Origin of the sequence: Mycobacterium sp. 852013-51886_SCH5428379 (assembly GCF_001665575.1) — a bacterium.
Classification (GTDB): Bacteria; Actinomycetota; Actinomycetes; order Mycobacteriales; family Mycobacteriaceae; genus Mycobacterium.
Map to the genome: position 1 here is coordinate 116,086 of NZ_LZSU01000022.1, position 19,373 is coordinate 135,458.

Consider the following 19,373-nt stretch of genomic DNA (forward strand, 5'->3'; position numbering starts at 1 on the left):
GTCCGCGACCCTGCCGACCCGCGCGCCGCGGCCGCAGGCCCGGACCGATATGGTTCGCACGGAGGCGGCGCGCGGGGCGCCGGCGAAGGAGAAGCGCCAGTGAAGACCTTCAACGGACTCGAGGAATTCGTGGCGGCCGAGGGCAGCGCCCTGGGGCCCACCGAGTGGCTCGAGATCACTCAGGATCGCGTCAACCTGTTCGCGGACGCCACCGATGACCACCAGTGGATTCACGTCGATCCGGAGAAGGCGGCGAACGGACCGTTCGGCGGGACCATCGCCCACGGTCTGCTCACGCTGTCACTGCTGCCGCACTTCAGCCATCAGCTCTACACCGTGAAGAACATCGCGATGGCGATCAACTACGGCTACAACAAGGTTCGTTTCATCACCCCGGTCAAGGTCGGGGCGCGGCTGCGGGCCAGGGGCGAGATCAGCAAGGTCGATCAGCTCGACAACGCGGTGCAGGCGACCACCACGATCACCGTCGAGATCGAGGGTTCCGAGAAGCCCGCCGCCGTCGCGGAGTCGATCGTCCGTTTCCTAGCCTGATCTGTCTGCCTGATCTGTCTGCCTGATCCGTCTCGCCTGATCCGTCTCGCCTGATCGCTCAGAACTGCGTCGAGCCCAGATCGACCGCAATGGCGGCCGCGGTGACGAAGCGTGACTCGTCGCCGGCCAGCCACGCGACCGCGTCCGAGATGTCCTCCGGCTGAGCGATGTCGGGGATGAACGGCGTCACCATGTTCATCAGTCCGGGACTGGTCGCATCCGCGCGCATCAGACCGTTCACCATGTCGCCGCTGCCCATGGGGGTGTTGACGGCGCCCGGGTGCAGGCTGTTGACCCGGATCCGGTGCTTGCCGAGTTCGGCGGCGAACGCGCGGGCCATGCCGGTCACGGCGTGCTTGCTCGCGGTGTAGTGCACCATGAACGGCTGCATCTTCAGACCCGCGGCAGAGCTGATCAGGATTATGGACCCGCCTCGGCCACCGTCGATGATGTGCTGCGCCCCGGCCATTACCGTGTTCCAGGTGCCGGTGATGTTGATGTCGGTGACGTCGCGGAAGTCCTCGGGGGTGATGGTGTCCCACGCCTGGGGAGCGGTGATGCCTGCGTTGGCGACGATGACGTCGAGTCGGCCCAGTTCGGCCACGCCGGCGTCGACGGCCTCCTTCAGCCCGTCATGGTTGCGGGTGTCGACGATCGTGGACAGGATGCGCCGCCCGGTCGCCTCCACCAGTGACACCGTTTCCGCCAGGTCGTCGGGGCCGGCGTGGTCGTAGGGCACGCACTCGGGCAGTTTGCCCGCGATGTCGACGGCGATGATGTCGGCGCCGTCGGAGGCCAGCCGGACCGCGTGCGCGCGGCCCTGTCCGCGGGCGGCGCCGGTGATGAAGGCGACCCGTCCCGCCAGCTTGCCGCTCACGAATTCGCCGCCCGCTGTGCGGCTTTCACGAGTCCGCCGCCGATGATCAGGCGCTGGATCTCGCTGGTGCCCTCGTAAAGCCGCAGCAGCCGCACATCCCGGTAGATCCGTTCGACGGGAACCTCGCGCATGTATCCGCTTCCTCCATGTATCTGGACCGCCAGGTCGGCGACCTGACCGGCCATCTCTGTGCAGAACACCTTCGCCGCCGACGGCGCGATGCGGCGGTCCTCGCCGGTGACCCACTGCCGCGCCGCGTCGCGCACCAGGGCGCGACCGGCCATCACCCCGGTCTGCTGGTCGGCGAGCATGGCCTGGACGAGCTGGAAACTCCCGATCGGGTTGCCGCCCTGCGTCGCGGTCGCGGCGTAGGCGACGGACTCGTCCAGCGCGCGCTGGGCGGTGCCCACGGCCAGGGCGGCGATGTGTACCCGGCCGCGCGCCAGCGACGTCATCGCCGCCCGGTAGCCGATGTCCTCGCTCCCGCCGATGAGGGCGGTGGCAGGCACCCGCACATCGGTGAAGTTCACGTCGGCCGTCCAGGCACCCTCCTGGCCCATCTTCGCGTCCTTGGCGCCCACACTGACCCCGTCGGCGTCGGCGGGCACGAGGAACACCGCGATACCGGGGCCGTCGCTGTCGGCCGGGCGGGTGCGGGCGAACGTGACGAACAGATCGGCTGTCGGGGCGTTGGTGATGTACTGCTTGCTGCCGTTGAGCACCCAGTCATCCCCGTCGGCAACGGCTTTGGTGCGCAGCCCGGCCGGATTCGAGCCGGCGCCCGGTTCAGTGAGCGCAAACGACGCGACGACCTCACCGCTGGCGATGCCCTCCAGCCACTGGCGTTTCTGCTCGTCGGTGCCGAAGCCCACGAGCACCTGGCCGGCGATGCCGTTGTTGGTGCCGAACATCGACCGCAGCGCCAGCGACGTGTAGCCGAGCTCCATGGCCAGCTCGACGTCCTGGGTGAGATCCAGCCCGAGCCCACCCCATTCCTGGGGGATGGCGTAGCCGAACAGGCCCATGTTCTTGGCCTGATCGCGCAGGTCGTCGGGCACCTTGTCGGTGGCGAGGATCTCAGCCTCGCGGGGCACGACCGCGGTCCGGACGAATTGCTTTGTCTGCGCAAGGATCTCGCGGAAGTCGTCAGCGCTGACTTCGCTCATCACGGATCTCCTGTCCGGCCGGAGGGGTAATGGCGATATCGTATACGAAATATTATGCTCGCTAGACGGCGCCGGGGTGGTCTCGGCCGGGAAGGGTTGAAAGACGATGACGCTGCTGGACGGGCAGACCGCGGTGATCACCGGCGGAGCGCAGGGCCTGGGCTACGCCATCGCCGAACGCTTCATCGCCGAAGGTGCGAAGGTGGTGCTCGGCGACGTCAACCTCGAGGCGACACAGGAGGCCGCGGCGCGACTCGGCGGCGATGACACCGCGGTCGCCGTGCGATGTGACGTCACCTCCGCCGCAGAGGTCGAGGCGCTGGTCGCGGCCGCCACCGAGCGTTTCGGTCGCTTCGACATCATGGTCAACAACGCCGGCATCACCCGCGACGCCACCATGCGCAAGATGACCGAGGACCAGTTCGACCAGGTCATCGCCGTGCACCTGAAGGGCACCTGGAACGGGCTGCGGGCCGCTGCGGCCATCATGCGCGAACAGAAGCGTGGCGCGATCGTCAACATGTCCTCGATCTCCGGCAAGGTCGGCATGGTCGGGCAGACCAACTACTCGGCGGCCAAGGCCGGCATCGTCGGAATGACCAAGGCGGCATCGAAAGAGCTGGCCTACCTGGGCGTCCGGGTCAACGCGATCCAGCCCGGCCTGATCCGCTCGGCGATGACCGAGGCGATGCCGCAACGCATTTGGGACTCCAAGGTGGCAGAGGTGCCGCTGGGCCGCGCCGGGGAGCCCGACGAGGTGGCCAAGGTGGCGCTGTTCCTGGCGTCGGATCTGTCGTCCTACATGACGGGGACGGTCCTCGAAGTGACCGGTGGCCGCCACCTGTGACGCGGGATGCGGTCATCTGTGAACCCGTACGTACGCCGATCGGGCGCTACAACGGGATGTTCTCCTCGCTCACCGCAGTCGACCTCGGCGTCGCCGCACTGCAGGGGCTCCTGGCGCGCACCGGAATCGCCCCAGACGCCGTCGAGGACGTGATCGTCGGGCACTGCTATCCCAGCATGGAGGCCCCGGCGATCGGCCGGGTCATCGCGCTGGACGCCGGACTGCCGGTCTCGGTGCCGGGTATGCAGATCGACCGCCGGTGCGGATCCGGGCTGCAGACCGTCATCCAGGCGTGCCTGCAGGTGAGCAGCGGCGCCAACGATCTGGTGGTCGCCGGGGGCGCCGAGTCGATGAGCAACGTGGTGTTCCACTCCACCGACATGCGGTGGGGCGGTGCCCGGGGCGGAATCACCGTGCACGACGCGCTGGCCCGCGGCCGGACGACCGCAGGCGGCAAGAACCACCCGGTACCCGGGGGCATGCTCGAGACCGCGGAGAACCTGCGTCGCCAGTACGCGATCCCGCGCGAAGAGCAGGACGAACTCGCGGTCCGGTCCCACCGGCGCGCGGTCGCCGCCCAGCAGGACGGGCTGCTGGCCGAGACCATCATCCCGGTGACGGTCCCCGCCAAGGGCGGCGATCAAGTCATCGACACCGACGAACATCCGCGCGCCGACACCTCCGTCGAGGCGTTGTCGAGGCTCAAACCCGTTCTGGGACGCAATGATCCGGAGGCCACGGTGACTGCGGGCAACTCCAGCGGACAGAACGACGCCGCCTCGATGTGTGTGGTGACCACCGTGGAGAAGGCCGCCGAACTGGGGCTGACACCACTGGTCCGGATGGTGTCGTGGGCCGTGGCCGGTGTCGCGCCGAACGTGATGGGCATCGGACCCGTACCGGCGACCGCAACCGCCCTGAACCGCGCCGGCCTCGGCCTGACGGACATGGACCTCATCGAACTCAACGAGGCGTTCGCCGCGCAGGCGCTGGCCTGCACCCGCGAGTGGGGTTTCACCGCAACAGATTTCGACCGCACCAATGTGCACGGGTCCGGGATCTCGCTGGGTCACCCGGTCGGCGCCACCGGGGGTCGGATGCTGGCCACCCTGGCCCGCGAATTGCACCGACGCGACGGTCGCTATGGGTTGGAGACGATGTGCATCGGCGGCGGCCAGGGTCTGGCCGCGGTATTCGAAAAGGTGGCAGCCGCATGACCAGACTCGCGCAGACGTTGGGATTGACCGAGACTCAGACCGAGATCGTCGCCACGGTACGGGATTTCGTCGACAAGGAGATCATCCCGCACGCTCAGGAACTCGAGCACGCCGACGCCTATCCGCAGGGCATCGTCGACGGCATGCGCGATATGGGGCTGTTCGGCCTGATGATCCCCGAAGAGTACGGCGGTCTGGGGGAGTCGCTGCTGACCTACGCGCTGTGCGTGGAGGAACTGGCACGCGGGTGGATGAGCGTGTCCGGCGTCATCAACACGCACTTCATCGTGGCGTACATGATCCGTCAGCACGGCACCGATGCGCAGAAGCAGCGGTTCCTACCGCGAATGGCGACCGGTGACGTGCGTGGGGCGTTCTCGATGTCGGAACCGGAACTGGGCTCTGACGTCGCAGCGATCCGCACCAGGGGTGTCCGCGATGGGGATGACTACCTCATCAGCGGTCAGAAGATGTGGTTGACCAATGGCGGCAGTTCCACGTTGGTCGCCGCACTGGTACGCACCGACGAGGGTGCGGACAAACCACATCGCAACCTGACCGCGTTCCTGATCGAGAAGCCCGAGGGGTTCGGTGAGGTCGCTCCCGGTCTGACCATCCCCGGCAAGCTGGACAAGTTGGGCTACAAGGGAATCGACACCACCGAGCTGATCTTCGACGGCTACCGTGCCGAGGCTTCCGACATCCTCGGCGAGAAGCCGGGACAGGGCTTCTTCCAGATGATGGACGGAGTCGAGGTGGGCCGGGTCAACGTCTCCGCCCGCGCCTGCGGAGTCGGGCTGCGCGCGTTCGAATTGGCCGTGCGCTACGCCCAGCAGCGCCAGACGTTCGGCAAGCCGATCGCCGAGCACCAGGCCGTCGCCTTCCAGCTCGCCGAGATGGCCACGAAAGTCGAAGCGGCACATCTCATGATGGTCAACGCCGCCCGGCTGAAGGACTCCGGTGAGCGCAACGACGTCGCTGCCGGGATGGCCAAGTACCTTGCCAGCGAATTCTGCGCCGAGGTCACCCAGCAGAGCTTCCGGATCCACGGCGGTTACGGCTACTCCAAGGAGTACGAGGTCGAGCGGCTGATGCGCGACGCGCCGTTCCTGCTCATCGGCGAGGGCACCAGCGAAATCCAGAAGAACATCATCAGCAAGCGGCTCCTGGCCGACTACAAGATCTGACATGTCCGCCTCCGATTTCGCGGCGCGCCCCCAACTCGCCGACGACGTCGCGCGGTTCGTGCGCAGGCGAATACTGAACGGCACCTACCGGGCCGGCGAGTACATCCGGCTCGAACAGCTCGCGGTCGAGCTCGGCATCAGCGTCACCCCCGTCCGCGAGGCGCTGTTCGAGCTGCGCGCGGAGGGGCTGCTCGAACAGCAGCCGCGGCGCGGGTTCGTGGTGCTGCCGGTCACCGCCCGTGACATCGCCGACGTGTCCGATCTACAGGCGCATGTGGGCGGTGTGCTCGCCGCCCGCGCGGCGGCCAACATGACCGCCGACGAGCTGCGGGCGCTCACCGACATCCAGGATCAGCTCGAGGATGCCTACGCCCATGACGACGGCGAGCGCGCGGTGCGGCTCAACCACGAATTCCACCGCGCCATCAATGTCGCCGCGGATTCGCCCAAGCTCGCCCAGTTGATGTCTCAGATCACCAGGTACGCACCGGAGTCGGTGTTCCCGACGATCGAGGGCTGGCCGGCCCGGTCGACGCGCCACCACCGCGCGCTGCTGAAGGCGCTGGCCGCGGGTGACTGCGAGGGCGCCAGGGCGGCGATGTCCGAGCACCTCGCCGCCGGCGCGACGCCGTTGATCGACCATCTCGTCGCCCGCGGGGTGGTCGAGACCGAACAGGCACGCTGATGGGCGTCCTGGACGGGGTGCGGGTCCTCGACTACGGACGGTTCATCGCCGCACCGTGGTGCAGCGCGATCCTGGCGGACATGGGTGCCGACGTGGTGCGGGTGGAGAAGCGCGAGGGCGGTGAGGACCGCTGGGTGCAGGCGGTGACCGCCGGCGGAGAGGGCGGCACCTTCCTGCAGTGCAACCGCAACAAACGCTCCCTCACGCTGAACTCGACCACGCCCGAGGGTGCCGAGATCACCCGGAAACTGGTGGCGCAGGCCGACATCGTGGTGGCGAACATGCCGGCCGCGGGCATGCGCGCCAGCGGACTGGACTACGACAGTCTGTGCGCGGTGAAACCGGACATCATCCTGGCCAGCGCGACCGCCTACGGCGAAGGCGGACCCTACAGCGACCGCATCGGCTTCGACGGCGCCGGGCAGGTGATGTCGGGAGCGACGTACCGGCAGGGTCTGCCCGACATGCCGATTCGCACCGTCGTGCCCTACGCCGACTTCGGCACCGCACTGACCCTGACCATCGGCGTGATGATGGCGCTGTTCCACCGTGACCGCACCGGACAGGGACAGCACGTCGAGGGCGCGCTGCTCCCGACGGCGTTGATGCTGTCGAACGCGTTTCTCATCGAGCGTGATCTCCTCGGCACCGACAAGCCGCGCATGGGGAACCAGGGAGCGTCGGTCGCGCCGTGTGATCTGTACCGGACCGCCGACGACGGCTGGGTGCTGCTGCAGATCGCCGGAGCGCCGATGTTCAAGAGGTGGTGCCGGCTGATGGGCCGCGAGGACCTGGTCGACGATCCACGCTTCGCCGACGACGATCTGCGCTGGCGCAACGGCGACGTCCTCAACGACGTGATGGCGCGCTGGTGCGCGGACAAGCCCAAGGCCGAGGTGCTCGCCCTCCTCGAGTCGGCGAAACTGCCTGCCGCACCGATGCATTCGACGCAGGAGGCGCTCGACGACCCGCACGTAGCCGCGATGGGATACCTGCAGCGGGTGGACTTCCCCGGCGCCGCGCATCCGGTGCCGATCACGGACACGCCGTTCCGGATGTCGGCCACCCCGGGCACGATCCGCCGGAGAGCCCCCCTGCTGGGGGAGCACACCGACGAGATCCTCGACGGCCTCGGCTACGACGCCGAGGCCATCGCGCGACTGCGTGCCGAACAGATCGTGTGATCCGCTCCTAGAGGTGGCTGTCGGCGGTCTCCAACGCGCGGTCGAGGATTGCCAGACCCTCGCGGGCCTCGTCGTCGGAGACGGTGCACGGCGGCACCACGTGGATGCGGTTGAAGTTCGCGAACGGCAGCAGCCCGCCGGCCTTGCACGCCGCGATCGTCGCGTTCATCGCCTCGCTGCTGCCGCCGTATGCGGCCAGCGGCTGCCGGGTCGCCTGATCGGCGACCAGTTCGACGGCCCAGAACACACCCGCGCCGCGAACCTCTCCGACGCTGGGGTGCTTGGCGGCGATCTCGCGCAGACCCGGTCCGAGGATCTCCTCGCCGACCCGCGCCGCGTTCTCCACGATGCCCTCCTCGGCCATCGCGGTGATGGTGGCGACTGCGGCCGCCGTCGCCAGCGGGTGACCCGAGTAGGTCAGGCCGCCGGGATACGGACGGTGGGCGAAGGTCTCGTAGATGGTCGGGCTGATGGCGACGCCGCCCAACGGCACGTAGCCGGAGTTGACACCCTTGGCGAACGTCAGCAGGTCGGGCACCACGTCGAAGTGGTCGATGGAGAACCACTTACCGGAGCGGCCGAACCCGGCCATCACCTCGTCGGCGATGAAGATGATGCCGTAGCGGTCGCAGATCTCCCGCACGCCGGCGAGGTAGCCCGGCGGCGGCACCATGATCCCTGCCGTGCCCGGGATGGTCTCCAGGATGATGGCCGCGATCGTCGTCGGTCCCTCGAGCCGGATCAGCTCGTCGAGGTGGGCGAGCGCCCGCTCGCACTCTTCGGCCTCGGTGGTCGCATGGAAGTGCGAGCGATAGAGGAACGGACCGAAGAAGTGGACGACGCCGGCGTTGCCGTGGTCGTTCGGGAAGCGGCGCGGGTCGCCGGTCAGGTTGATCGCGGTCTCGGTGCCGCCGTGGTACGAGCGGTACCGCGACAGCACCTTGTAGCGGCCGGTGTGCAGCCGGGCCATCCGCACCGCGTGCTCGACGGCGTCGGCGCCACCGTTGGTGAAGAAGATCCGGTTCAGCTCGCCGGGGGTCCGCTCCGCGATCAGCCGGGCGGCCTCGGAACGGGCGGCGTTGGCGTGCTGCGGCGCGACCGTGCACAGCTTGGCGGCCTGATCGGCGATCGCGGCGACCACCTTGGGGTGCTGGTGGCCGATGTTGGTGTTGACCAACTGGGACGAGAAGTCGAGCAGCCGGTTGCCGTCGCCGTCCCACACGTGGCAGCCCTGGGCCGCGGTGATCGTCATCGGTTTGAGCTCGGCCTGCGCGGACCACGAGTGGAACACGTGCGCCCGGTCCAGTTCGAACGCGCGGGCGGCCTCGGCACGGGCCTCGTCGATGGTCAGGCCGTTCGGCAGGGTGGCCTCATCGGTGAGCGTCATGGGGGTTCTCCTTCTACGCCGAAAGTACGGTTGTCGACGCCGCTACTCGGGCGATGCGTGCACCAACCGTACTCTCGGCGCGATCGTCACTGGTTCTGCGGGAAGCCGAGGTTGAGGCCGCCGTGGCTGGGATCGAGCCAGCGCTGGGTGACGACCTTGCCTCGGGTGAAGAAGTGCACGCCCTCGGTGCCGTGGGCGTGGCTGTCACCGAACAACGACGCCTTCCAGCCACCGAAGCTGTAGTAGGCCATCGGCACCGGGATCGGGACGTTGATGCCGACCATGCCGACCTCGACCTCGTTCTGGAACCGCCGGGCGGCGCCGCCGTCGTTGGTGAAGATCGCGGTGCCGTTGCCGTACGGATTGTTGTTGATGAGCTCGAGCGCCTCGTCGTAGGTCTCGACGCGCACCACCGACAGCACGGGGCCGAAGATCTCGTCGGTGTAGACGCTCATCTGCGGCGTGACCTGGTCGATCAGCGTGGGGCCGAGCCAGAAGCCCTGCTCGCCGCCATCGGCCTGGACGGTGCGGCCGTCGACGACGATCTTGGCGCCGTCGGCCTCGCCCGCGTCGATGTAGGACGCGACCTTGTCGCGATGGGCCTTGGTGACCAGCGGACCCATGTCGGCGTCACCGGTGCCGTCGCCGATCTTGAGTCCGGTGGTGCGTTCGGCGATCTTGGCCACCAGATCGTCGGCGATCGGGCCGACGGCCACGCAGGCGCTGATCGCCATGCAACGCTCACCGGCCGAGCCGAAGCCGGCGTTGACCATGGCGTCGGCCGCCAGGTCGAGGTCGGCGTCGGGCAGCACGATCGCGTGGTTCTTGGCGCCGCCGAGGGCCTGGACGCGCTTGCCCGCGGAGGTCCCGGTGGCGTACACGTACTGCGCGATGGGAGTGGAGCCCACGAAGCTGACGGATTTGATCTGCGGATTGGTCAGCAGTTCGTCGACGACGGTCTTGTCGCCCTGCAGGACGTTGAACACACCGTCGGGCAGCCCGGCCTCTTTCCACAGCCGCGCCAGCCACAGCGATGCCGACGGATCCTTCTCCGACGGTTTGAGCACGACGGTGTTGCCGGTGGCGATGGCGATGGGGAAGAACCACATCGGCACCATCGCCGGGAAGTTGAACGGGGAGATGACCGCGACCGGGCCCAGCGGCTGGCGGATCGAGTACACGTCGACCTTGGTCGATGCGCTCTCGGTGAAGCCACCCTTGAGCAGGTGCGGGATGCCGCAGGCGAATTCGACGACTTCCTGGCCGCGGGAGACCTCGCCGAGCGCATCGGAGACGACCTTGCCGTGCTCGCTGGTGATGATGTCGGCCAGTTCGTGCTTGCGGGCGTTGAGCAGCTCGCGGAAGGCGAACAGCACCTGGGTGCGCTTGGCCAGCGATGCGTCCCGCCACGCGGGGAACGCGGCCGCGGCCGCGGCGATGACCTCGCGGGCGTCCTCGACGCTGCCCAGCGCGACCTGACCGGTCACCGCGCCGGTCGCCGGGTTGGTCACGTCGGCAGTGCGCTCGGAGGTGCCTGCGAAGACGGCGCCGTTGCGCCAATGCTGAACGAGTGTGGTCATGCGGAAGAGGTTGCCACCCGCCGATGCCCCCCGACGGGGTCACTGTGTAAACGTATACGCCTCTCGGAATACACTCTGTCAATGGCGTTGACGGTCGGGGACGTGATTGCCCTGCCGGTCGTCCAGGCCGGCGATCCGCAGGTGCTCAGCGACCGCCGGTGGGACGCGCCGATCCGCTGGGTGCACGTCGGCGAGGTCGCGGACCTGTCGGCCCTGCTGCAGGGCGGCGAGTTGGTGCTGACGACCGGCACGGCGCTGCACTCCGAACCCGAGCGGTATCTGCGCGGCCTGGCCGAAGCCGGTGCGCTCGGCGTCGTGGTCGAGCTGGGTCCCGCGTACGACGGCCCGCCGCCACCGGTCGTCGCTCTGGCCCGCCGCTTGGACCTGGCCCTGGTGGCGCTCCGCAGGCAGATCAGGTTCGTCGACGTCACAGAGGTGGTGCACCGGCGCATCGTCACCGCCCAGTTCGACGAGGTCGCGTTCGACCGGCGGGTGCATGAGACGTTCACCGAATTGAGCATGAACCGGGCGTCGGCGACGGCCATCGTCGACGCCGCGGCCGACATCGTCGACGAACCGGTCGTGCTCGAGGACCTGGCCCACCAGGCGATCATCGCCTCCACCCACGGTGGCCGGGCGGCCAACGTGCTCGACGACTGGGAGCGCCGGTCGCGGCGCGCCCCGACCGGACCCGGGGCCTGGGCGGTGACGGCCGTCGGGCCGCGCGGCGAGGAGTGGGGTCGGCTGATCATCCCGCGTCCGCCCGCCGATCCGGGCCGGGCGACGATGGTGCTCGAACGCGCCGCCGCCGCGCTGTCGTTGCATCAGATGATCGAGCGCAACCGCACCGGTCTGCACCAGCAGGCCCAGAGCGGACTGGTCGAGGACGTCCTGGGCGGCCGCATCACCGACGATCGGGAGATCGCGGCCCGCGCCCACGCCCTCGGGCTGCGGGTCCAGGCCGCCTACCATCCTGCCGTGGTGCGGGTCGCCCGGACCCGAGAGCACACCGATCCCGTTGCGGCACAACGGCACAACGCAAGCCTCCTGGCTGCGGTCGTGCACGCGGTCAACTCCGCGGGGCACAGCGGGCTGTTCTCGGTGCGTGGCGACGGCGAGATCGGTGCCCTGGTCGCGCTGCGGCCCGGCCGCGGCAGTGCCGATACGGCGTTCGGGGCGCTCGGCGAGCGTCTGTACACGGATCTGCTGCGCCTCGACGGGGTGCGGCACGCAGTCTGCGCGCTGGGTGAATCCGAAACCCAGGTCGCCGCGGCGGTCCGCGGCCTGCCGCGCGCCCAGCACATCGCGGAGGTGGCCATCGCGATGGACGGCAGCTCCCGGCGCGTCTTCCGCGCCTCCGACGTGCGGTTGCGCGGTCTGATTGCGCTGCTGCGGGACGACCCGCGCGTCCAGCAGTTCGCCGAATCGGAGTTGCGTCCACTACTGATCGACGAGGGCGCCGGCCTCGAGGTGCTGCGCGAGTTCGTGCGGTGCAGGGGCAACAAAGCCCTGCTGGCCCAGCGCCTGCACATGAGCAGACCCGCGCTCTACAAGCGGCTGGCGGCGATCAGCGACGGTCTCGGCGTGGACCTCGACGATGCCGAGTCGGCGACGTCACTGCACGTCGCGCTGCTGATCTTGGACAGCCGCCCGCGCGGCTGACTCGGGGGCGAAGTGGGCGCGTACCGCCGCGAGATCGGCCTTGCCCGAGGGGGTGCGCGGAATCGCGTCGACGATCTCGATCACCGTCGGGATCTCGTAGCGCGCCAGGTGAGTCGACAGATAGCCGGTGAGTTCGTCGGCGTCGACCGGATACCGCAGTTCGACGAGGGCCACCGGCGTCTCGCCCAGTCGCGTATCGGGGCGGCCGACCACGGCCGCTCCGGCCACCGCAGGGTGGCTCTCCAGGGCGGCGCGGACGTCGTCGGGCATCACCTTGAAGCCGCCGCGGATGACGGCCTGATCGGCGCGGCCAAGGATCCACAGGAACCCGTCGGCGTCGATGCGGGCCAGATCGTTGGTGCGGACCCAGGCTGCGCCGGGGCCGAACTGGGGCGGAACGACCTCGAGCAGCCCGACGTGATCCGGCGGCAACGGCCTGCCGTGGTCGTCGACCACCCGCAGCCGCGCACCCTGATTCGCCCGGCCGACACTGCCGCGTTTGGCGGTCCAGAACCGTCGATGGTCGGCGAGCGTCCAGCCGGCCACCCCGCCGCCGAATTCGGTTGCCGCATAGGAGGTCAGCACGGGGATGCCGAACTTCTCGGTGAACGCGTCGGCGTCCTGCGCCGACAGCGGGGCGGTGCCGGAAGTGACGACGCGCAGGCTTGCCAGGTCGTCTCGGCTCAGGTCGGAGTGCAGCACCATGCGTAGCGCGGCCGGTACCAGGGACGCGGCGCGGGGACGGTGGCGGCGGACGGCGTCGGCCCACCGGTCGAGGTCGAAGCGTTCCAGGAGCACGAACGGCCGGGCCTCGCTGACGCAGAGCAGGACGCGGAACACACCGCCGACGTGCACCAGCGGCGAGTTGACGATCGCCACGCCGCGACGCGGCGCGGCCGGTGCGGCGGCGTCAGCGAATTCGGCGCCGATCACGCTGTGCGCCAACATGTCATAGGTCAGGTCGATGCGTTTCGGTGGGCCGGTTGTTCCGCTGGTGAGCATCCGCACCGCCACCCCCGGGCGGGCGTCATTGCGGGCCGCACGGGGTCCGCCGCGGGTGACGCAGGGTGGGGTATGCAGGTCGGTGATACCGATCAGCTCGGAACCAGAACCGGAAGCGGGATCGGCGAGGGCCGACAGGTCGGCTGGTTCGCCGATGAGCAGCGGCAGGTCCAGCGCCGCGATGTCGGCCCGGGTGCGGTCGTCACCTCGGGACGGGTTGATCACCACCACGGTGGTCTCTTCGGTCAGCACGCTGAGCAGGGCGGCCAGGTGGGCGGGCCGGTTGCGCAACAGGATTCCGACCTGGGGTGGCGCGGGCATGCGGTGCTCGGCCACCCGTGCGGCGATCCCGCGGGCGTAGTCGCCGAGTGCGCCCCACGAAATCCACCGGCCGTCGAACTCGACCGCGTCGGTGTCGGGGGACAGCGCGAGCACCTCGGCGATGCGCCGGCTCAGCGGGTGCGGCGTCACCGGATGTCGGGGGTGCGGCGCGGAGTATCTGGTGCGGCCCGCAATTCGGCTGTGCCGAGCGGGTTTCCGAGCCGGGTGTAGATCAGGCCCTGTTCCATCGCCGCCCGATACGGCCGGTCCAGGGACTCCCAGATCGCCTTCACGGTGCCCTGCGTCGCCGACGGCGGCTTCGCCGCGATGACCGCGGCGATCTCGTGGGCGCGAGCCAAAAGCCGGTCGTCGGTGACGACCTCGGTCACCAGCCCGATCCGCAGCGCGGTCTGTGCGCCGACCCGTTCGTCGTTGCCCATCAGCGCGATCCGCAGGCTGTCGCCGAGCCCGATCTTGCGCATCAACCCGACCGGCTCCAGCGCGCACACCAGCCCCGCGCTGACATGGGAGTCGAAGAACGTGGCACCTTCCCCGCAGATCACCACGTCGGCCTCGTTGACGAAGTAGAACGCACCCGCCGTGCACATACCCTGCACGGCGCACACCACCGGCTTCCACATCTTCTGCCACTTCGGGCTGAGCAGTTCGCCGGGATCCTCGTGGTTCCACACGTTGTCGGGCTGTCCGTAGGAGCTCTTGACGTCCAGCCCGGCGCTGAACGCGCGGTCGCCCGCGGCGCGCAGGACGACGGCGTGGACACGGTCGTCGCGTTTGACCGCCCGCCACACCTCGGCCATCTCCTCGCACATGGTGCGGTTGAACGCGTTGAGCCGGTCCGGCCGGTTCAGGGTGATGGTCGCGACGTGGTCGGACGGATCCACGTCGAGCAGCAGCGTCTCGAACTCCGGCGTCGTCATCGGCACTGCCAGTTCGGAGCGCGCTTCTCCACGAACGCCTTCGGACCCTCGAGGGCGTCCTCGGTGCGCACCACCCGTTCGCGGAAGGTCTCGGCGAGGATCTCGGCGTCGTGCAGGGGGAGGTCCAGAGACTTGTGGATCGCCAACCGGGTGCCCCGGACTGCAAGCGGCGCATTGGAGTTCACCATGTCGGCGATCTCGTGTGCGCGTTCGAGCAGCCGGTCGTGTTCGACCACCTCGCTCACCATACCGAGGTCGTAGGCCCGCTGCGCGCTCATCCGCTCGTGTTTGCCGGCCAGCGCCATGCGCAGGGCGATGTTGCGGGGCAGCACCCGGGCCAGTCGCACCATCTCGCGCCCGGCCACCAGGCCGATGCTGACGTGGGGGTCGAAGAACGTGGCCTTCTCCGACGCGATGACGATGTCGCCGGTCGTCACCCAGTCCAGGCCGGCGCCGCAGCACAGACCGTTGATGGCGGCGAGCACCGGCTTGGCCATGGTCCGGAACGGCGGCGTGCCCTCCTGCGGTGCCTCCCACTGGTCGTAGGTGGACAGGTAGGGCCGTTCGTAGATCACCCGGCCGTCCTCGGGGATCTCGGTGACGTCGGCCCCGGTGCAGAACCCCCGTCCGGTGCCGGTCACCAGCAGCAGCCAGACCCCGTCGTCGTTCTCTGCCTCGGCGTAGGCCGCCCGCAGTTCGGAGACCATGTGGGGGCTGAGCGCGTTGAGCGCCTGCGGGCGGTTCAGCGTGATCGTGGCGGTGTGGCCGTCGACCTCGTAGATGATGTCGTCGAACGACGCTGTGCCCATCGGTGTCCTCTCGTGGTTCCTCGTCATCTGCCGGATCATCTGCCGCCGAAGTCCGGCGCCCGGCGTTCGCGGAACGCCTGCAGGCCTTCTTTGAAGTCTTCTGTGCGGCAGGCGAGTTCGAGGTGCTGCAGTTCGGTGGCCAGCGCCTGACAGAGGTCGGCCTGGGTGCTGCCCGCCAGCGCCTGCTTGGCCAGTCCGATCGCCACGGTGGGGCCGGCGGCCAGGCGGGCCACCAGCTGCTCGGCGACGGCGTCCACCTCCTCGGGTGCTTCGGCCTGGTGGATCAGTCCCCAGTCGGCGGCCTGCTCACCGCTGACCTTCTCGCCGAGCAACAGCATGCGCCGGGCCCGCGCCACCCCGACCAGTCGCGGCAGCAGCCACGTCGCACCGGAATCAGGGGAGAACCCGCGGTCGACGAAGGGCTCCCAGAACACCGCGTCCCGCGCGGCGACGGTGAAGTCCGCGGCGAGCGCGAGGTTGCAGCCGAGTCCGACGGCCCAACCGCGGACGGTGCACACCACCGGAAGGTGGATTCCCGCGACGAGTTCGACGATGCGGTTGGCCTGGTGCGGAATGCGCCGGACCAGATCGCCGGTGCGCGGCCGTTGTCCGCCCTGGGTGTTGGTGGCCACCCAGTCCGCACCCGAGCAGAACTGGTCCCGGCCGCCGCGCAGATGGACCGCGCGCAGCGTGTCGTCCGATGCGGCGTCGGTGAGCGTGTCCACCAGCGTCCCGATCATCGTGCGACTCAACGAATTTCGGTGCGACGGCCGGTCGATGGTCAGGCGCAGCACGCCGTCGAGGTGGTCGACGTGCACAGCGCCGTCCGCCGCGTGCGCCGATCCGGCATCGTGGCCCACCGCCGACCCACCTCTCCGCTCGCTCTACCGTTAGCCATACAGTAGACGACTCCATTGTTATCGTGTACATGTCGGCTCGGCCGGGGCCGGGCGAACGGGAAGGGGTCCGACCGATGACGGCTTCGGGCGGTGCGGACGGCCGGGTCCGGTTCGAGGTCGACGCGGGGAAGCGGATCGCGACGATCACCCTCGACAACGCGGCGCAGCGCAACTCCTATGACGCGGCAATGCGGGACGAGATCGCGCGGTGCCTGGACCTGGTCGCCGACGACGACGATCTGACCGTCGTGATCCTGCGAGGCGCGGGTGACGTGTTCTCCACCGGCGCCGACATGAACAACGCTTACGGCTGGTACGGATCCGCCGACAGCGCGTCCGGTCGGCGGCCCAGTCAGCGCCGCCGACTCACGGTCGACCGCAAGTCTTTCGGCTTCTATCACAACCTGATGGGGTTCCCGAAGGTGACGGTCGGCGAGATCAACGGGTACGCGCTCGGCGGCGGATTCGAGATGGCGCTGATGGCCGACATCTCCGTAATCGGCCGCGACACCCGCATCGGGATGCCCGCCACCCGCTTCCTCGGCCCCGCGCTGGGCAGCCTCCACATGTTCTTCCACCGGCTCGGCCCGGTGCTCGCTCGCCGCATGCTGCTGACGGGCGACATCATCGAGGCCGGCGAGGTCGAGCATCTGGGCGTGTTCACCGAGACCTGCGCGTCAGGTGCGGTCACCGCGCGGGCGCGGTACTGGGCGGAGAAGGCGGCCAAGATGCCCGCCGACGGTGTGGTGATCGCCAAGGAGGCGTTCCGGCTGGTCGAGCAGAGCCAGGTCTATCAGGGTGAAGAGGTCGCGAGCTACCTGTTCCACGCCTATGGGACGAACCTGCAGTTCGCGCCGGGCGAGTTCAACTTCGTCAAAACCCGCGCGCAGTACGGCACCAAAGAGGCGTTCCGGCTGCGTGACGCACATTTCCACGTCGACGAACCCGGTGCGGAGTAGAGCCGGCACCGTTACACCTGCTACGGTTTCTGTCAACTGCGACCGCCGCGGCGGCCCATCCGAACCGAGTTAGGGGTACATCATGGCCACACCCGTCATCGTCGGCGCCGTCCGCACCGCGATCGGCCGATCGTTCAAGGGCACGCTGGTCAACACCCCGCCGGAGACCCTGATCACCACCGTGCTGCCCGAGGTGGTCCGGCGCTCGGGTGTGGACCCCACCGCGTTCGACGACATCATCTTCGCCGAATCGCATTACGGTGGCGGCGATCTGGCTCGCTACGCAGCCACCGCCACGGGTATGGAGGGCGTGCCGGGGCAGTCGGTGAACCGGCACTGCGCAGGCAGCCTGACCGCGATCGGCAATGCCGCAGCGCAGATCGGCTCGGGTATGGAGCGGGCGCTGGTCGCGGGCGGCGTGCAGTCGCTGTCGATGACGCCGCTGACGAACTGGCGCATCCCCGGCCCGGAGCTGAAGTTCGAAGAGCGCTGGATGCCACCGACCCACGTCGAGACCCCGGACGCACCGGCCAAGGACATGTCGATCACCGTCGGCTGGAACACCGCACAGGCCGCGGGCATCAGCCGTGAGGAGATGGACGCCTGGGCCGCGCGTTCGCACCAGCGGGCCATCGCCGCCATGGATGCCGGCAAGTTCCTCGACGAGATCGTGCCGCTCAAGGTCACCCAGGCCGACGGTTCGGTCGTCGACTTCAGCGTCGATGAGCATCCACGCCGCGACACCACCGTCGAGAAGCTGGCCGGCCTCAAGGTGCTGCACCCGGAGATCGAGGGCTTCTCCATCACCGCGGGAAACAGCAGCGGCACCAACGACGCCGCTGCGGCGACCGTGCTCGTCGAGCGCGGTTTCGCCGAGGCGGAGGGACTCACGGTGATGGCGAAGGTGCGCGCCTGGGCGTCGATCGGGGTGGCGCCGCGTGACACCGGTCTGGGCGGGGTCCGGGTCATCGGCAAGGTGCTCGACCGGGCCGGACTCACCCCGGCCGACGTGGCGCTGTGGGAGATCAACGAGGCGTTCGCGTCGGTGCCGATCGCAGCCTGCCGCGAATACGGCCTCGACGAGGAGAAGGTCAACTTCTCCGGCAGCGGCTGCAGCCTCGGGCATCCGATCGCCGCCTCCGGCGCCCGCATGGTCACCACGCTCGTCTATGAACTCCAGCGCCGCGGCGGCGGCATCGGTGTCGCGGCCATGTGCGCCGGTGGCGGTCAAGGCGGGGCGGTCATCGTCGAGGTGTGAGTCGAGGTGTGACGCGCCGCGCTCAGACCCGCGGCGCGGCGGGTTTTCGCCGCGCCCGCGCCGACGTGCTCTTGGCGGCCCGGGCCTTCACGCCCGCCGGTCTGCCGCCGGCCCGAATGAGCGCTTCGGCATGGTCGAGGATGCAGTTCAGCCCGTACTCGAAGTTGTGTTCGTCGGCGACGCCAATGCGGTGGCCTTTGGCCGTCAGCGCGGCGATCAGCGGGGTGCTCTCCGCGTCGATCGCGGACGGTTCGTCGAAACCGTGTGCGCTCTCGTGCAGTTCGCGGGTCTTCTGCGCGAGGCGTTCGAGCACCACGCAGCCGCGCACGTGCACCGACACCGCCGAATAGGTGTCGAACGCATCCTCCGGTGAGAGGCCGGCCTCGACGAGCGCGCTGATCGCGGACTCCATCTGTTGCACGCCGAGGCGGCGCACCTTCGGGCTCAGGGCCCCGCGGATCAATACGAGATCGCAGAGGATGGCGCTACCCAAGAACGTGGTGCGCATGTTGTGGGCGTGGTTGCGCAACGACTCCCGCCAGTCGGCCGCGTCGACATAGGGGGTGTCGAACTGGATCTGCTTGAGCGCGCGGTCGGTCATCGCGTTGAGCAGATCGTCCTTCTTGCGGAAGTACCAGTAGATGCTGGTGACGCCCACCCCCAGGTGCTTACCCAGCAGGGGCATGCTCAGGTTGTCGATCGAGACGTCCTCGGCCAGCGCGAAGGCGCCGGTGATGATGTCCTCGGGATTGATCGAACCGCGCTCACGCCGTTGACGCTTTCCGCCGACCGGCTGCTTGGCCACGGGGATACCTCCAACACCTTCGATTGCCGTGCGGTCGA

General features: G+C 69.0%; 18 protein-coding genes. 9 read left to right on the forward strand and 9 right to left on the reverse strand.

Translation table 11 applies throughout. The annotated features are described in order from the left end of the window. Positions 1 to 99: 99 nt before the first annotated feature. The gene (locus A5757_RS11070) at positions 100 to 552 is read left to right on the forward strand and encodes a MaoC family dehydratase (protein WP_066833172.1); all 453 of its coding nucleotides are present in this window, start codon (positions 100 to 102) and stop codon (positions 550 to 552) included. Between the two features lie 58 nt (positions 553 to 610). Here the strand turns inward: A5757_RS11070 and A5757_RS11075 are convergent, their stop codons facing one another. Next, positions 611 to 1,429, reverse strand: coding sequence for a mycofactocin-coupled SDR family oxidoreductase (locus tag A5757_RS11075; protein WP_066833173.1), 819 nt, complete (start codon positions 1,427 to 1,429; stop codon positions 611 to 613). Continuing rightward, positions 1,426 to 2,595, reverse strand: coding sequence for an acyl-CoA dehydrogenase family protein (locus tag A5757_RS11080; protein WP_066833292.1), 1,170 nt, complete (start codon positions 2,593 to 2,595; stop codon positions 1,426 to 1,428). Before A5757_RS11080 ends, A5757_RS11075 begins: the two co-directional genes overlap by 4 nt. Positions 2,596 to 2,701: 106 nt before the next feature. Between A5757_RS11080 and fabG the strand changes: the two genes are divergently transcribed. The 5 genes from fabG to A5757_RS11105 are packed head-to-tail and all read left to right on the forward strand — an operon-like array spanning position 2,702 to position 7,715. Next, on the forward strand, positions 2,702 to 3,442 hold the full coding sequence (gene fabG / locus A5757_RS11085) for a 3-oxoacyl-ACP reductase FabG (RefSeq protein ID WP_066833174.1): 741 nt from the start codon (positions 2,702 to 2,704) through the stop codon (positions 3,440 to 3,442). Continuing rightward, positions 3,439 to 4,659 (forward strand): acetyl-CoA C-acetyltransferase, encoded by a 1,221-nt coding sequence (locus A5757_RS11090; protein ID WP_082929413.1) that lies wholly within the window; start codon positions 3,439 to 3,441, stop codon positions 4,657 to 4,659. Before fabG ends, A5757_RS11090 begins: the two co-directional genes overlap by 4 nt. Further along, positions 4,656 to 5,846, forward strand: a complete 1,191-nt coding sequence (locus A5757_RS11095; RefSeq protein WP_066833175.1) for an acyl-CoA dehydrogenase family protein — start codon at positions 4,656 to 4,658, stop codon at positions 5,844 to 5,846. The genes A5757_RS11090 and A5757_RS11095 overlap by 4 nt, the downstream gene beginning before the upstream one ends. 1 nt (position 5,847) lies before the next feature. Beyond that, positions 5,848 to 6,531, forward strand: a complete 684-nt coding sequence (locus A5757_RS11100) for a GntR family transcriptional regulator (RefSeq protein WP_066833176.1) — start codon at positions 5,848 to 5,850, stop codon at positions 6,529 to 6,531. Beyond that, entirely contained in the window at positions 6,531 to 7,715 is a 1,185-nt protein-coding gene (locus A5757_RS11105) for a CaiB/BaiF CoA-transferase family protein (RefSeq protein WP_197497315.1), read from the forward strand. Before A5757_RS11100 ends, A5757_RS11105 begins: the two co-directional genes overlap by 1 nt. A 7-nt stretch (positions 7,716 to 7,722) precedes the next feature. On the opposite strand, the gene A5757_RS11110 is transcribed toward A5757_RS11105, so the two are convergent. Together A5757_RS11110 and A5757_RS11115 are read right to left on the reverse strand one after the other, a co-directional pair. Continuing rightward, complete coding sequence (locus A5757_RS11110) at positions 7,723 to 9,102, reverse strand: aspartate aminotransferase family protein (protein ID WP_066833178.1); 1,380 nt, start codon at positions 9,100 to 9,102, stop codon at positions 7,723 to 7,725. Positions 9,103 to 9,188: 86 nt separating this feature from the next. Next, positions 9,189 to 10,682 carry a CoA-acylating methylmalonate-semialdehyde dehydrogenase gene (locus A5757_RS11115; protein ID WP_066833179.1) on the reverse strand — a complete coding sequence of 498 codons (1,494 nt, stop codon included), beginning with the start codon at positions 10,680 to 10,682 and terminating at the stop codon, positions 9,189 to 9,191. Between the two features lie 81 nt (positions 10,683 to 10,763). On the opposite strand from A5757_RS11115, the gene A5757_RS11120 reads away from it, so the two are divergent. Beyond that, positions 10,764 to 12,344, forward strand: a complete 1,581-nt coding sequence (locus A5757_RS11120; RefSeq protein ID WP_066833180.1) for a PucR family transcriptional regulator — start codon at positions 10,764 to 10,766, stop codon at positions 12,342 to 12,344. On the opposite strand, the gene A5757_RS11125 is transcribed toward A5757_RS11120, so the two are convergent. From A5757_RS11125 to A5757_RS11140, 4 genes are read right to left on the reverse strand one after another with little or no spacing between them, the layout of a single operon-like run. Then, positions 12,297 to 13,817, reverse strand: coding sequence for a class I adenylate-forming enzyme family protein (locus A5757_RS11125; RefSeq protein ID WP_066833181.1), 1,521 nt, complete (start codon positions 13,815 to 13,817; stop codon positions 12,297 to 12,299). The two genes, A5757_RS11120 and A5757_RS11125, sit on opposite strands and share 48 nt — an antisense overlap. Next, complete coding sequence (locus A5757_RS11130; RefSeq protein ID WP_066833296.1) at positions 13,814 to 14,605, reverse strand: enoyl-CoA hydratase/isomerase family protein; 792 nt, start codon at positions 14,603 to 14,605, stop codon at positions 13,814 to 13,816. Before A5757_RS11130 ends, A5757_RS11125 begins: the two co-directional genes overlap by 4 nt. After that, positions 14,602 to 15,414, reverse strand: coding sequence for an enoyl-CoA hydratase/isomerase family protein (locus A5757_RS11135; RefSeq protein ID WP_066833182.1), 813 nt, complete (start codon positions 15,412 to 15,414; stop codon positions 14,602 to 14,604). Before A5757_RS11135 ends, A5757_RS11130 begins: the two co-directional genes overlap by 4 nt. 35 nt (positions 15,415 to 15,449) lie before the next feature. Next, positions 15,450 to 16,274 carry an enoyl-CoA hydratase/isomerase family protein gene (locus A5757_RS11140; protein WP_066833183.1) on the reverse strand — a complete coding sequence of 275 codons (825 nt, stop codon included), beginning with the start codon at positions 16,272 to 16,274 and terminating at the stop codon, positions 15,450 to 15,452. Positions 16,275 to 16,387: 113 nt separating this feature from the next. Between A5757_RS11140 and A5757_RS11145 the strand changes: the two genes are divergently transcribed. After that, entirely contained in the window at positions 16,388 to 17,272 is an 885-nt protein-coding gene (locus A5757_RS11145; RefSeq protein ID WP_066833184.1) for an enoyl-CoA hydratase/isomerase family protein, read from the forward strand. Between the two features lie 82 nt (positions 17,273 to 17,354). Next, a complete protein-coding gene (locus tag A5757_RS11150; protein WP_066833185.1) occupies positions 17,355 to 18,530 on the forward strand; it encodes a thiolase family protein in 1,176 nt (391 codons plus the stop codon). Between the two features lie 22 nt (positions 18,531 to 18,552). Here A5757_RS11150 and A5757_RS11155 read toward each other — a convergent pair whose 3' ends face one another. Beyond that, the gene (locus A5757_RS11155; RefSeq protein ID WP_066833186.1) at positions 18,553 to 19,335 is read right to left on the reverse strand and encodes a TetR/AcrR family transcriptional regulator; all 783 of its coding nucleotides are present in this window, start codon (positions 19,333 to 19,335) and stop codon (positions 18,553 to 18,555) included. Positions 19,336 to 19,373: the final 38 nt, after the last annotated feature.